Origin of the sequence: Sphingoaurantiacus capsulatus, from assembly GCF_042648405.1 — a bacterium.
Classification (GTDB): domain Bacteria; phylum Pseudomonadota; class Alphaproteobacteria; order Sphingomonadales; family Sphingomonadaceae; genus Sphingoaurantiacus; species Sphingoaurantiacus capsulatus.
Genome location: NZ_JBHRXV010000011.1, coordinates 579,055 through 592,372 on the forward strand (window position 1 = coordinate 579,055; position 13,318 = coordinate 592,372).

12 protein-coding genes are annotated in these 13,318 nt (G+C 70.0%); 8 read left to right on the forward strand and 4 right to left on the reverse strand.

Annotated features, from left to right (window positions below; translation table 11 throughout):
• The first annotated feature begins 184 nt into the window (after positions 1-184).
• The 6 genes from ACFOMD_RS15045 to lexA are packed head-to-tail and all read left to right on the forward strand — an operon-like array spanning position 185 to position 4,989.
• Positions 185-781 carry an anthranilate synthase component II gene (locus ACFOMD_RS15045; RefSeq protein ID WP_380862824.1) on the forward strand — a complete coding sequence of 199 codons (597 nt, stop codon included), beginning with the start codon at positions 185-187 and terminating at the stop codon, positions 779-781.
• 2 nt (positions 782-783) lie between these two features.
• Positions 784-1,785, forward strand: coding sequence for an anthranilate phosphoribosyltransferase (gene trpD / locus ACFOMD_RS15050; RefSeq protein WP_380863459.1), 1,002 nt, complete (start codon positions 784-786; stop codon positions 1,783-1,785).
• Positions 1,782-2,573: an indole-3-glycerol phosphate synthase TrpC gene (gene trpC / locus ACFOMD_RS15055; RefSeq protein WP_380862826.1), complete on the forward strand. Its 792-nt coding sequence runs from the start codon at positions 1,782-1,784 to the stop codon at positions 2,571-2,573. The genes trpD and trpC overlap by 4 nt, the downstream gene beginning before the upstream one ends.
• Before the next feature lie 4 nt (positions 2,574-2,577).
• The gene (moaC, locus tag ACFOMD_RS15060; RefSeq protein WP_380862828.1) at positions 2,578-3,048 is read left to right on the forward strand and encodes a cyclic pyranopterin monophosphate synthase MoaC; all 471 of its coding nucleotides are present in this window, start codon (positions 2,578-2,580) and stop codon (positions 3,046-3,048) included.
• Entirely contained in the window at positions 3,048-4,256 is a 1,209-nt protein-coding gene (locus tag ACFOMD_RS15065) for a molybdopterin molybdotransferase MoeA (protein ID WP_380862830.1), read from the forward strand. Before moaC ends, ACFOMD_RS15065 begins: the two co-directional genes overlap by 1 nt.
• 37 nt (positions 4,257-4,293) lie before the next feature.
• Entirely contained in the window at positions 4,294-4,989 is a 696-nt protein-coding gene (gene lexA / locus ACFOMD_RS15070) for a transcriptional repressor LexA (RefSeq protein ID WP_380862832.1), read from the forward strand.
• Here lexA and ACFOMD_RS15075 read toward each other — a convergent pair.
• The gene (locus ACFOMD_RS15075; RefSeq protein WP_380862834.1) at positions 4,950-7,112 is read right to left on the reverse strand and encodes a ComEC/Rec2 family competence protein; all 2,163 of its coding nucleotides are present in this window, start codon (positions 7,110-7,112) and stop codon (positions 4,950-4,952) included. The two genes, lexA and ACFOMD_RS15075, sit on opposite strands and share 40 nt — an antisense overlap.
• 43 nt (positions 7,113-7,155) lie before the next feature.
• On the opposite strand from ACFOMD_RS15075, the gene gltX reads away from it, so the two are divergent.
• Positions 7,156-8,568, forward strand: a complete 1,413-nt coding sequence (gene gltX, locus ACFOMD_RS15080) for a glutamate--tRNA ligase (RefSeq protein ID WP_380862836.1) — start codon at positions 7,156-7,158, stop codon at positions 8,566-8,568.
• Positions 8,569-8,610: 42 nt separating this feature from the next.
• Complete coding sequence (gene gltA, locus ACFOMD_RS15085) at positions 8,611-9,894, forward strand: citrate synthase (RefSeq protein WP_380862838.1); 1,284 nt, start codon at positions 8,611-8,613, stop codon at positions 9,892-9,894.
• A gap of 6 nt (positions 9,895-9,900) precedes the next feature.
• On the opposite strand, the gene ACFOMD_RS15090 is transcribed toward gltA, so the two are convergent.
• The 3 genes from ACFOMD_RS15090 to ACFOMD_RS15100 all read right to left on the reverse strand — a co-directional run bounded on the left by ACFOMD_RS15090 (position 9,901) and on the right by ACFOMD_RS15100 (position 13,274).
• Positions 9,901-10,935, reverse strand: coding sequence for a sensor histidine kinase (locus tag ACFOMD_RS15090; RefSeq protein WP_380862840.1), 1,035 nt, complete (start codon positions 10,933-10,935; stop codon positions 9,901-9,903).
• Positions 10,935-11,960 (reverse strand): DUF2336 domain-containing protein, encoded by a 1,026-nt coding sequence (locus ACFOMD_RS15095; RefSeq protein ID WP_380862842.1) that lies wholly within the window; start codon positions 11,958-11,960, stop codon positions 10,935-10,937. Before ACFOMD_RS15095 ends, ACFOMD_RS15090 begins: the two co-directional genes overlap by 1 nt.
• Before the next feature lie 87 nt (positions 11,961-12,047).
• Complete coding sequence (locus ACFOMD_RS15100; RefSeq protein WP_380862844.1) at positions 12,048-13,274, reverse strand: hypothetical protein; 1,227 nt, start codon at positions 13,272-13,274, stop codon at positions 12,048-12,050.
• Positions 13,275-13,318: the final 44 nt, after the last annotated feature.

Here is a 13,318-nt window from a genome sequence, read left to right on the forward strand (position 1 = left end):
GGCCATTTCCATCCTCCCCGGCACGGGGAGGGGGACCCTGCGCAGCAGGTGGAGGGGTCACGGCGGCGGATACCCCTCCACCGCCTGCGGCGGTCCCCCTCCCCTTGCAGGGGAGGATAATGATGCCTTCGCAAAGGGGAAATTCTGGACGCCGCTTGCGCATCGTGGCTAAGGGGAGCCCGTCATGATCCTTGTCATCGATAACTACGACAGCTTCACCTACAACCTCGTCCACTATCTCATCGAGCTGGGCGCCGAGGTGGAGGTGGTGCGCAACGACGCCATCGGCGTCGGGCAGGCGTTGGGGATGAAGCCGTCGGCGCTGCTGCTGTCGCCGGGGCCGTGCACCCCCAACGAGGCGGGTATTTCGCTGGATCTGATCGCCGCCGCCGCCGAGGCCAAGCTGCCGCTGTTCGGCGTCTGCCTCGGCCATCAGGCGATCGGGCAGGCGTTCGGCGGCGCCGTCGTGCGTGCCGACAAGGTGATGCACGGCAAGACCTCGCCGCTGAGCCACGACGGCACCGGCGTGTTCGCCGGCCTGCCCTCGCCCTATGCGGCGACGCGCTATCATTCGCTGGTGGTGCGCGAGAGCGACCTGCCCGCCGACCTGATCGTCAACGCGCGCACGCCGGACGGCGCGATCATGGGGCTGCGGCACAAGACGCTCCCCATCCACGGCGTGCAATTCCACCCGGAGAGCATCGCCACCCAGCACGGCCACGCGCTGCTTGCCAATTTCCTCGACCTCGCGGGCGTGCCGCGCCGCCGGCAGGCCGCGTGAGCGTGGCGGTTGCCAGCCGCCGCCTGTCCGACGCGACCGCGCCGCTGTCCTATGACGCCGCCTCGGAAGCGTTCGCGGATATCTTCAGCGGCCGGGTCGACGCCGACGAGATTGCGCGCTTCCTCGTCACCATGACCGATCGCGACGAAAGCGCCGACGAGATCGCCGCCGCCGCGCAGGCGATGCGCGACCGCATGATCCCGGTCGCGGCCCCCGCGAATGCCATCGACGTCTGCGGCACCGGCGGCGATGGCAGCCACAGCCTCAACATCTCCACCGCCGTCGCCATCGTCGTCGCGGCGGCGGGCGTGCCGGTGGCAAAGCACGGCAACCGCGCCGCCTCCAGCAAGGCGGGCGCCGCCGATACGCTCGAAGCGCTCGGCCTTGACCTCGACCGCGCCTCGGCACGCGCCGAAGCTAGCCTCGACGGCATCGGCATCGCCTTCCTGTTCGCGCAGAAGCATCATCCGGCGCTCGGGCCGATCGCGCCGATCCGCCGCGCGATCGGGCGGCGGACGATCTTCAACCTGCTGGGGCCGCTCGCCAATCCGGCGGGGGTGCGCCGCCAACTCATCGGCGTGGCGCGTGTCGACTATCTGCCGACCGTCGCCGCCGCGTTGACGCGGCTGGGCGCCGAGGCGGCGATGCTGGTGTCGGGCGACGAGAGTCTCGACGAGCTGTCGATCGCCGGCGGCAGCCGCGCGGTGCGGCTCGGCGCGATCGGCAGCGGCGACGAGCGGGTGACGCCCGACCTCGCCGGCCTGCCCCACCACGGCCTCGATGCCATCCGCGGCGGGGACCCGGCGTTCAACGCCGCGGCGCTGCGCGAATTGCTGAACGGTGCGGCGGGCGCCTATCGCGACGCGGTGTTGCTCAACGCCGCCGGGGCGCTGATCGTCGCCGGGCGCGCCGCCGACTGGCGCGATGGCGCCGCCCAGGCCGCCGCCGTCATCGACGACGGCGCGGCGCGTGATCTCCTCGACCGCTGGATTGCCTTCACATGAGCGACACGCTGGCCCGCATCCTTGCCGACAAGCGCGAGTTCGTCGCGGCGCGGAAGCGCGCGCGCAGCCTTGCCGATGTCGAAGGCGACGCCCGTGCCGCTTCCGCGCCGCGCGGCTTTGCCGACGCGCTCGCCCGCACCCGCCGCGACGGCCGCTTCGGGCTGATCGCCGAGATCAAGAAGGCCAGCCCGTCGAAGGGCGTGATCCGGCCCGATTTCGACCCGCCGTCGCTGGCGCGCGCCTATCAGGCGGGCGGCGCGACGTGCCTCTCCGTGCTGACCGACGAGCCCTATTTCCAGGGCGCTGACCGCTATCTGCGCGCCGCCCGCGCCGCCGTGCCGCTACCGGCGCTGCGCAAGGATTTCATGGTCGACACCTATCAGGTGGCGGAGAGCCGCGGCCTCGGCGCCGATTGCATCCTGTTGATCATGGCGGCGCTCGACCTCGCGCAGGCGAAGGAACTGGAATCGGCGGCGCAGCACTGGGGCATGGACGTGCTGGTCGAGGTGCATACCGTCGAGGAGCTGGAGCAGGCGACGCAATTGTCGACGCGCCTTCTCGGCATCAACAACCGTGATCTCAAGAAGTTGGACGTCGACATTAACCGATCGGTCGAACTCGCCGCGATGCTGCCGCAGGGCTATCTGCTGGTTGGTGAGAGCGGGCTCAGAACGCGTGCCGATCTCGACCTGCTCGCCGCGCACGACATCACCTGCTTCCTCGTCGGGGAGTCGCTGATGGCGCAGGAGGATGTCGAGGCGGCCACCCGCAAGCTGCTCGAAGGTTAGGCGCGTGACGCTCACCCACCTCGATGCGAAGGGCGCTGCGCACATGGTCGACGTGACCGGCAAGGCGGCGACCGCGCGCACCGCCGTCGCCGAGGGGCGCATTCGCATGAGCGCCGCCGCGGCGACCGCGATCCGCGACAGCCAGGTGGCGAAGGGCGACGTGCTTGCCACGGCGCGCATCGCCGGCATCATGGCGGCGAAGCGTACCGCCGAACTGATCCCGCTGTGCCATCCGCTGCCGCTGAGCGGTGTCGATCTCGATCTGGCGGTCGATGGCGACGGGGTGACCGCGACTGCGACGGTGCGCACCACCTATGTCACCGGCGTCGAGATGGAGGCGATGACCGCCGTCTCTGTCGCCCTCCTCACCGTCTATGACATGGCCAAATCAGTCGACAAGGCGATGGTCATCGAGGCGGTGCGGCTGCTGTCGAAGACCGGCGGCAAGTCGGGCGACTGGACGGCGCCCGCCTGATGCTGCCGCTCGGCGACGCGCAGGCGAAGCTGCTGGGCAGCCTGTCGCCGCTGCCGGCCGAGACCGTCCCGCTGGCCGCCGCCGCTGGCCGCCACCTCGCCGCCGATATCGTCGCGCGCCGCACGCAGCCGCCGTTCGCCGCCTCGGCGATGGACGGCTACGCCATTCGCTTTGCCGACATGCCGGGGCCTTGGCGGCTGATCGGCGAAAGCAGCGCCGGGGCGCGGTTTGAGGGCAGCATCGGCGCGGGCGAAACCGCGCGCATCTTCACCGGCGCGCCCCTCCCCGCCGGCGCCGATACGGTGATGGTGCAGGAGGATGTGGCCCGCGACGGCGACAGCGTGCGGCTGGCGCTCGAGGGACCGCCGCGCGAGGGCGCGCATATCCGCGCCGCCGGGCTCGATTTCGGCAAGGGCGATCGGCTGGTGACGGCGGGCACGCGGCTCGGCGCGGCGCAGATCGGGTTGATCGCCTCGGGCGGCTTTGCCGAGGTCGCAGTCCATCGCCGTCCTCGCGTGGCGCTGCTGTCGACGGGCGACGAGCTGGTGCCGCCCGGCGTGACGCCCCGCCCCGACCAGATCGTCAACGCCAATGGCGCGATGCTGGCGGCGCTGTTCACAGCGGCGGGCGCGGAAGTGACCGACCTCGGCATCGTCGCCGACGACCGTGACGCGATCGGCGCGGCGCTGGCGGAAGCAGCGGGCGCGGACCTGCTGGTGACCATCGGCGGCGCCTCGGTCGGCGACCGCGATCTCGTCGTGCCGGTGCTGGAGGCGCAAGGCGCTGCGATCGATTTCTGGAAGGTGGCGATCCGGCCGGGCAAGCCGATGTTGACCGGGATGCTCCGCGCGACGCGGGTGATCGGGCTGCCCGGCAATCCGGTGTCGGCGTTCGTCTGCGCGCAATTGTTCGTGCTGCCGGCGATCCGGCGGCTGGCGGGATCGCCGTCGCCGCTGCCACCCGTCCTTCAGGCGCGCGCCACCATCGACCTGCCCCCCAACGACAAACGCCGCGACCATCTGCGCGCGACGTTGGCGTGGAGCGGTAACGCTTGGACAATCACGCCCGTCGCGCGGCAGGACAGCTCGATGCTGGGGATATTGGCCGCCAGCAACGCCTTGCTGGTACGCCCCGAGAACGACGCCGGCGTAACGGTCGGCGGGTTTGTTCCCGTTATACCCCTTGACAGTGGAATCCCCACCCCGTAGTCGTTCCTTATTCGTTCCTGTACGACGAGGCGACCGGATGTTGACGCGCAAGCAGCACGATCTCCTGGCTTTCATTCACACCCGCCTGCAGACGAGCGGCGTGTCGCCCTCGTTCGAGGAGATGAAGGAGGCGCTCGAGCTCAAGTCGAAGTCGGGCGTGCACCGCCTGATCAGCGCGCTCGAGGAACGCCGCTTCATCCGCCGTCTGCCCAACCGCGCGCGTGCGCTGGAAGTGCTGCGCCTGCCCGAAGGCATGGCTGCCGCCGCGCCGGCACCCGCCGCGCAGGCGAAGCCGTCGAACGTGGTGCAGGCCGAGTTCGGCAAGCGCGCCGCACCGAAGGTCGCCAACGACGTCATCGAGCTGCCGCTGCACGGCCGCATCGCCGCCGGCCAGCCGATCGAGGCGTTCGAGACCGACGCGGCGCTGTCGGTGCCGGCCGCCCTGCTCGGCTCGGGCGAGCATTATGCGCTCGAAGTGTCGGGTGACTCGATGGTCGAGGCCGGCATCCTCGACGGCGACTATGCGCTGATCCAGCGCTGCGAGACCGCCCGCGACGGCGAGATCGTGGTGGCGCTGGTCGACGGGCAGGAAGCGACGCTTAAATATCTCCGCAAGGAAGGCGGCATGGTCCGCCTCGACCCGGCGAACGCGATGTACGAGGCGCAGCATTACCTGCCGTCGCGCGTGCGCATTCAGGGCAAGCTGGTCGGCCTGCTCCGCCGGTACCATTGATCGGGAACGGCGGTCGCCCACGGGTGATCGCCGTGATCGTCGGCCACAGCACGTACCCGTAGCGGATCCAGCCAGATCGCCACCGCGCCGCTCTTCGCCAGCGCCGCGCGGTCGAGCTTCAGCCAGCGCGGACGGCAGCCGTCGGGCAGCCAGCGCTCGCTGACCACGATATCGACGCGCGCGCAGGCACGTACCAGCTGCCGCCAGTCGAGATGCGCACGCGACCGCGTCGCCATGAGGCGCCATTCACGACCGCCCTTCGTCACCGTGGTCACACAGGCATCGCGGTTGCAGCGGCCCCTCGTGCGGTCGCTCCACGCGGTCAGGCTGTCGGTGGCGGCGGCATCGCTCCACATATCGCTGATGAAGCTGCCGGCGCGCGGGCGGAGCATCACCAGCCGCCCGTCCTCGACGATGGCGACGTGGCGCCCGTCGGGACTGACAACGAGGTCGGCGGGCTTCGCTGCGAGCGCCAGCAGCGCGGCGAGCGCGACCGGCGCAAAGCCGGCATAGCGCATCCGCCCCTCCCACAACGCCAGCCACAGGCCGCCGACGATGAACGCGGCGAAGGCGGTGGCCGGCATCGACGGCAGCCGCGACACCGCGCCGGGCCAGGAGGCCACGGTGTCGGCGAGCAGGATCAGCATGTCGAGGCTCCACCCCAGCACCGCATAGGCGGGAGCGCCCAGCCCCAACGGGTCGAGCAGCAGCGCCGCGGCAGCGGCGGGCATCACCACGAAGCTGGTGAACGGGATGGCGATGATGTTGGCGAACACGCCGTAGAAGCCGGTGCGCCCGAAATGCGCCAGCGCGATCGGCGCCAGCGCCCCCTCGACCAGCAGGCCGGTGACCAGCAGCGCGATGAACGCCCGACCGAAGCGCGCCGCAAGGCCTATGTCGCCGCCGCCCGCCATGCTCTTGCCGAGGCGTGACTGATAGAAGACGACAATGGCGGTGACCGCGGCGAACGACAGCTGGAAGCTGGCGCCGAGCAGCGCCTCGGGCCGCACCACGAGGATCAGCAAGGCGGCAGCGGCGACCATGCGCAGCGAGATCGCCTGCCGCCCGATGCAGAGGCCGGCCAGCACCAGCAGGGTCGCGATGCAGGACCGCACCGTCGGCACCTCGGCGCCGGCGAGCAGCGTATAGCCGATGCCCGCCAAGGCCGCGACGGCAGCCGCGATGATCTTCACCGGCCAGCGCAGCGCGATCCACGGGCTGAGCAGCAGCAGGTGCCGCACCAGCCACAGGGTGCCGCCGACCACCACGGCGATATGCAGGCCGGAGATCGACAGCAGATGCGCGAGGCCGCTGTCGCGCATGTCCTCGGTCACTTCCTCGGGGATGCCTCCCCGGTCGCCGGCGACAAGCGCTGCGGCGATGCCACCCGCCGCACCCTCGATCTGGCTGTGGATGCGTTCGGTAAGCTTGCGCCGCAGCGTATCGAGCCACGCGCGGGCATCGCCGGGCGGCGGCGCAGGCTTCAGCAGGGTCGGCGCGCCCAAACTGTACCCCGACGCGCCAATGCCCTCGAACCACGCCCGGCGGGCGAAATCATAGCCGCCCGGCACACTCGGCCCCGGCGGTGGACGCAGGGTCGCGCGGATGCTGACCGTGGCACCGGGAAGGATGTCCTCGGCGGGCGCCTTGCGCAGCGATACGCGCACCTGCGGCGGCAGATCGTTGGCACTAGGCGCCAACAGCAGGCGATAGCGCTCGAGCGCCGGCTGGCGATCGACGCCGACGACCCTTGCCTCGAAGGTCCGCGCGAATTGGCTGCGCTCCAGCTTGGGCGCGGCGACGCTCTCGGCCCGCCACCACGCCAGCGCGACACCGGCAGCGATCAGCAGGCCCGCCCACAGCAGGCAGCGTCCCAGCAATCCGCGCACCGCCAGCCCGCTGACCGCGACCGCCCCGGCCGCCAGCAGCACCGCCTGCCACTGGCCGACGCGCGGCAACGCGAAATAGGCGGCGATGCCCACGCCCAGCATCACCGGCACCCACAACACCAGCTGATGCCGCTCCGCCGCGAGTGTTTCCTCTATGCTTTCGACAGCGCGGCGCAGGCGGCCGGCCAGTGCCCCGCCCTGCGTTTGAACCGCTGCCGACGCTATGCTAAGCACCCCGCTCCTTTCGGCATTCGCCCGAGTTTCAGTCAGGTTTTACATGGGCGCAAGCACCAGCCCCAAGGTGGTCACGCGGTTCGCGCCGTCGCCCACCGGCTACCTCCACATCGGCGGCGCGCGCACCGCGCTGTTCAACTTCCTTTTCGCCCGCCACCACGGCGGCGAATTCAAGCTGCGCATCGAGGATACCGACCGCGCACGCATGCCCGAGGGCGCCACCGAGGCGATCTTCGACGCGCTCGGCTGGCTCGGCCTGCAGTGGGATGGTGAGGCAATCTTCCAGTTCGCCCGCGCCGCCCGCCACGCTGAGGTCGCGCATGAGCTGCTGGCCAAGGGCGGCGCGTACAAATGCTGGATGACGCCCGAGGAGCTGGCGGCCGGCCGCGCCGCGGCGGAAGCGGCGCGCAAGCCCTTCCGCCTGTCGAGCCCGTGGCGCGACCGCAGCGACGGCCCGGCCGACCAGCCCTTCGTCGTTCGCCTGCGCGCGCCACGCGAGGGCGCCGTCACCATCGACGATCAGGTGCAGGGCGACGTCACCGTCCAGAACGCCGAGCTCGACGACATGGTGCTGCTGCGCTCCGACGGCACGCCGACCTATATGCTCGCCGTGGTGGTCGACGATCATGACATGGGCGTCACCCATGTCATCCGCGGCGATGACCATCTGAACAATGCCTTCCGCCAACTCGCGCTGATCCGCGCGCTCGGCTGGCCGGAGCCGGTCTATGCGCATGTCCCGCTGATCCACGGCCCGGACGGCGCCAAGCTGTCGAAGCGCCACGGCGCGGTCGGCGCGGAGACCTATCGCGACATGGGCATCCTGCCGGAGGCGCTGGAGAATTATCTGCTCCGCCTCGGCTGGGGCCATGGCGACGCCGAGATCATCTCGCGCGAGCAGGCGATCAAGTGGTTCGACCTCGCCGGCGTCGGCCGCGCGCCGGCGCGGCTCGACCCGAAGAAGCTCGAGCATATCAACGGCCATTATCTGCGCGAAACCGATGATGCGCGACTGGTCGATCTGATCGTGCCGCTGATTGGCGCCCAGAATGGGCGCAATCTCAACGAGTCGGAGCGTGCATTGCTGCTGCGCAGCATGCCGGAGCTGAAGGCGCGGGCCAAGGATTTGAACGAGTTGGCTTCTGCCTCGCTTTTCCTGTTTCGCACCCGCCCTATCCCACTCGACGAACGCGCGCAGAAGTTGCTAGAACCGCCGGCAAGCGACCTGCTGAGCCAGGCCCGCGACGCGCTTGCCGCCTCGGCCGACTGGTCGGGACCGGCGCTCGAAGCTGCGATCCGCGAGCTCGCCGAACGCATCGGCGTCGGCCTCGGCAAGATCGCGCAACCGTTGCGTGCCGCGCTGACCGGCTCTTCCACGAGCCCCGGCATTTTCGATGTTCTCGACGTGCTGGGTCGCGACGAGAGCCTCGGGCGGATCGACGACCAATTGCGCTAGCCCTCGAGCGAGCGAAACAAGAAGACGGAAGGGACGAAGCCCATGACCGATACCGCAAAGCTGAACGTCGGCGACAAGGCGCTCGAATATCCCGTTCTGAACGGCACCGTCGGCCCCGACGTCGTCGACATCCGCAAATTCTACGGCCAGTCGGGCCGCTTCACCTACGATCCGGGCTTCACCTCGACCGCGTCCTGCGAGTCGAAGATCACCTACATCGACGGCGACGAGGGCGTCCTCCTCCACCGTGGCTACCCGATCGAGCAGCTGTCCGAGCAGTCGTCCTTTATGGAGGTCGCCTACCTCCTGCTGCGCGGCGAGCTGCCGACGCCCGACGAGCATGACGATTTCGTGCGCACGATCAGCCGCCACACCATGGTGCATGAGCAGCTGGCGATGTTCTATCGCGGCTTCCGCCGCGACGCGCACCCGATGGCGATCATGTGCGGCGTCGTCGGCGCGCTGTCGGCCTTCTACCATGACTCGACCGACATCAACGATCCGGCACAGCGGCTGATCGCCAGCCACCGGCTGATCGCCAAGATGCCGACGATCGCGGCGATGGCGTATAAATACGCCGTCGGCCAGCCGTTCCTCTACCCGGACAACAGCCTGTCCTACACCGGCAACTTCTTGCGCATGACCTTCGGCGTTCCCGCCGAGCAATATGAGGTGAACCCGGTCGTCGAGAAGGCGCTGGACCGCATTTTCATCCTGCACGCCGACCATGAGCAGAACGCGTCGACCTCGACCGTGCGTCTCGCCGGGTCGTCAGGCGCCAATCCGTTCGCCTGCATGGCGGCGGGCATCGCGTGCCTGTGGGGTCCGGCGCACGGCGGTGCCAACGAGGCGGCGCTCAACATGCTGCGCGAGATCGGCCGTCCGGAGCGGATTCCGGAGTTCATCGCCCGCGCCAAGGACAAGAACGATCCGTTCCGCCTGATGGGCTTCGGCCACCGCGTCTACAAGAACTACGACCCGCGCGCGACGGTGATGCAGAAGACCGTCCGCGAGGTGCTGAGCGCTTTGGGCGTCGATGATCCCGTGTTCGAGGTGGCGCTCCGCCTCGAGGAGCTGGCGCTCAGCGACGATTATTTCGCCGAGAAGAAGCTGTTTCCGAACGTCGATTTCTATTCGGGCATCATCCTGTCGGCGATCGGCTTCCCGACCACGATGTTCACCGTGCTGTTCGCGCTGGCCCGCACCGTCGGCTGGGTCGCACAGTGGAACGAGATGATCGAGGATCCCGAGCAGAAGATCGGCCGTCCGCGCCAGCTCTACACCGGCGCCACCACCCGCGACTACATCCCGCTCGACAAGCGTTAGGCGCTTCTAGGCACTCGGCAACGTCAGCACGAAGCGCGCGCCGCCGGTCGGCGCGGCTTCGGCGGACAGGTCGCCGGCCATGCGCCGCGCCAGCTCGCGCGCGATGTGCAGGCCAAGGCCCGAGCCTTCTTCCTCGACCCCGTCGCCGCGCGCGAACTTGCCGAACACCCGCTCGCGCTCGTCTGGCGCGATGCCGGGGCCGGTATCGTCGATCGTCAGCCGCACCCGCCCGCCGTCCGCCGTCACCCCCAGCCGCACGCTGCCGCCCTCCGGCGTGAATTTCACCGCATTGGTCAGCAGGTTGACGAGGATCTGCAGAACGCGGCGGCGATCGGCGAGTACCGCACGGGCGATGCGCAGCGGCCCGTCGATCTCGATGCGGCGGCCGGCGGCACGCAGCGCGATCAACGATTTCGCCTGCTCGACCACCTCGACCAGATCGAAAGCGACGACCTCCAGTCGCCCGCTGTCCGCCGCCTCGGGGCTGACATCGAGCAGATCGTCGAGCATCGACAGCAGATGGCGCCCGGCTGCGGCGATGTCGCGGGCATAATCCTCATAATGCGGCTGCAGCGGGCCGTGCGTGCCCAGCGCCATCACCTCGGCAAAGCCGATGATCGCGGTCAGCGGCGTACGCAGCTCATGGCTCATCGCCGCGACGAAGCGCTCGCTCGACAGTTCGGAGCTGGGCGCATCGGCGGCGCGGCCGAAACCGCGAAAGCCGACCAGCACGCCCTCTTCGACGATCGGCAGCCCGTCGAGCCGCTGCATCCGACCGCCCATGTCGAGCAACTGCCCCTTGAAGCCCGACACCTCACGCCGCGCGCGCAGGATCGGCGGTTCGCCGCCGGGGCCGTCGAGCAGGCGGCCGAGCGCGTCGAGCGGCTGGCCGATGAACAGCATCGACGGGCGCCCTGATTGCCCGAGTGCGCCGTCGGACAGCGTGACGAGGCGGAGTTGCGCATCGACCTCCCACGCCCAGTCTGTGCCGGCGCGCGCGAAGTCGCGCAGCCGGTCGCGGTCGCGCGACGAGGTCGGCATCAGCGCGGTGTCTCCGCGTTGAGATCGTCGATCGCCTCGCGGAAGCCCGGATCGAGCCGCCAGCCGGCCAGCAGGCGCCGGGCGGCCGAGGGTTCGATCGCTTCATAAGCGGCAAGCAACGCTCGCTGCGCCGCCGGCGAGCGCGCGATCGGTTGCCCGGCCTCCAGCAGTTCGACGATCGCTGCCGCCGAAGCGGCGGGCGCGCCGATGCCGCGGAGCATCGCGAGCAGGCTGTGGCGGCCTCGGTCGGCGAGCAATTGCCAAACCAAATCGAGCGCAACCCCGGCGCGCACCGAGAGGCCGCAGGCGAACAGCGCCAGATGCCCCTGTTCGAGCGCCTTCAGCAGGAAGTCGTCACTGAGCTCGCCTAGCGCTTCCAGCCGAGCGGCGAGGCGCAGCGCGCGGGCGCGGCTGCCCTGCGATTCGCTGTGATCGGCCATCGCCTCACGCACCGCATCCTCGAGCGCACGATCGACCTCAGCGGCATCCACCCCGCCCTGCCGCAGCGGGGCACGGAGCGCGGCAGCGACCAGCCAGTAGAGGCGGTAAGCGAGCGTCGGCGGTAGATCATCGGCGAGGAGCAGCGGCTCGCGGAAGCGGTCGCGGCGGCGTGCCTCGCCAACCACATAGGCGACGGCCCGGCGGGCGAGTTCGGCGTCGGCGCTGCGGGCGAGCGCGTCGAGCAGGCCAATACCGCCCGCCGCGTCGAACGCGGCGTCGGCAGCGACCAGCGACAGCCGATGTTCCTCGGCGCGCTGCATGACAAGGCGGAGCAGCGCGGAATCGCGCAGCAGGCCGCCGACTTCGAGCGTGGGCCAGGCGGTATCGGAGAGATCGGGCGTACCGGGCAGCCGGTCGGCGACCTGATGGAGCAACAGCAGTTCGACCGCGCCGACGAGCTTCGCCAGCAGATCGCCGATCAGCGCGCGCTGTTGATCGGTAAGTCGTTGATCGGAGGGCAGGAACAGGTCATGCGCAGCCGCCGACAGCTCGGCCCGCGCGCTGCGCGTCCGATCTGCTGCCATGGCAAGCAGATGCTCGACCTCCCTGTTCCGCTCGTGCGCCACAATCCCTCTCTGCGGACCACGGTAAATACACTGGGTTAACGGGGCCTAAAGCTTCGCGCCAGCGGGATCGGCGAGCCGCGAAAAAAGTCGCGCCTGCAGCACGAAAAAGCTCGAGGCCGCATAGATCGCGATGGCGATCAGCCCGGCTTTCCACATCACCAGCAAGGCGAAGGGCAGCAGCAGCCACGGCAGCGTGTCGCGCCCCGCCGCCACCGCAGACCAGCCGGGCTCGGCGGCCTCCAGATCGTCGTCCTTCAGTCGCCGGTAGAAACGCGACTGCTGGTTCATCGCGACGCGCGCGGCGACCACGCCGATCGCCAGCGGCCACGCCGCCGACCAGCCGAGCGTCGACAGATGCGCACCGAGCGCCAGATACCAGCCGGGCTCGATGGCATGGTCGAAGGCGGGTTCGATCCACTTCTCGGTTGGCTCCAGCCGCAGCCGCGCCAGCTGCACGCCGGCGTCGGCCAGCTGCGGCGACAGGATCGCCAGCAGCAGCGCCGGCCCCGGCCAGCCGAAGGCGAACAGCAGCACGCCGAGCAGGCCGAGCGTGACCGCGCCGGCGGTGACCATCCGCCCGGTCAGCCGTGTCGGCAGCATCAGCCGCACCAGCCGCGGCTCCAGCCCGGCGAACAGAAAACGCGACGGCCAGCCGAAGCGGCGGGGCCGCGTCTCGCTGAGCAGTTGATCCGAAAGCGCCGTCGCGCTCGCCGCCTCGCCGACGAACCGCCATTCGGCGGGCTCGACATGGAGGGTGAGCCGGGGCGAGTCCGAGGATGCCGCGGTGCGGAGCAGGGTCGATTGCAGATCCCACTCCCCGATATCGGCGGCGACCTCCTTCACCTGTTCGGCGGGATAAACGGCGAAACCCGCCCAGAAACTCAGCGAATCGAGACGCTCGGCGGCCTGATAGGCCGGCTCGCCCTCGGTGACTGCGAGCAGCGGCGCCGGCGCCTCTCCGAGCAGCGCGGTCGCGGGCGCCACCTCGGCGACGAGGCCCTCCTGCAGGCTCAGCACCAGATCGTCGTCGGCCACCGCCTCGCCAAGCAGCGCCGGGTCGCGCAGAATCTTCACCGAATCGCCGACCCGGTCGAGTGCGGCGGCTAGGCCAGGCGGCATCCGCTCGGCGATCACGAAAATCTTCTCGGCGCCGAGGCGGCGCGACAGCACCACCTGCCGTTCGAGCACGGTCAAGCCGGCGACATCGATCGCCGCCAGCGGTTCGCCGCCGGGCGCGCCGTGATGCGCGAAAAGCAGCGCGACCAGTGCCATCGATTGGTAACCCCCGTTTCGGCGCCGATGTTGGCGTGCCGCGG

Excerpts from the sequence above, each read along its gene's own strand:
- ACFOMD_RS15045 (WP_380862824.1), top strand. The coding sequence starts at position 185 with ATGATCCTTGTCATCGATAACTACGACAGCTTCACCTACAACCTCGTC.
- trpC (WP_380862826.1), top strand. The coding sequence starts at position 1,782 with ATGAGCGACACGCTGGCCCGCATCCTTGCCGACAAGCGCGAGTTCGTC.
- ACFOMD_RS15065 (WP_380862830.1), top strand. The coding sequence starts at position 3,048 with ATGCTGCCGCTCGGCGACGCGCAGGCGAAGCTGCTGGGCAGCCTGTCG.
- lexA (WP_380862832.1), top strand. The coding sequence starts at position 4,294 with ATGTTGACGCGCAAGCAGCACGATCTCCTGGCTTTCATTCACACCCGC.
- gltX (WP_380862836.1), top strand. The coding sequence starts at position 7,156 with ATGGGCGCAAGCACCAGCCCCAAGGTGGTCACGCGGTTCGCGCCGTCG.
- gltA (WP_380862838.1), top strand. The coding sequence starts at position 8,611 with ATGACCGATACCGCAAAGCTGAACGTCGGCGACAAGGCGCTCGAATAT.
- ACFOMD_RS15090 (WP_380862840.1), bottom strand. The coding sequence starts at position 10,935 with ATGCCGACCTCGTCGCGCGACCGCGACCGGCTGCGCGACTTCGCGCGC.
- ACFOMD_RS15095 (WP_380862842.1), bottom strand. The coding sequence starts at position 11,960 with ATGGCAGCAGATCGGACGCGCAGCGCGCGGGCCGAGCTGTCGGCGGCT.
- ACFOMD_RS15100 (WP_380862844.1), bottom strand. The coding sequence starts at position 13,274 with ATGGCACTGGTCGCGCTGCTTTTCGCGCATCACGGCGCGCCCGGCGGC.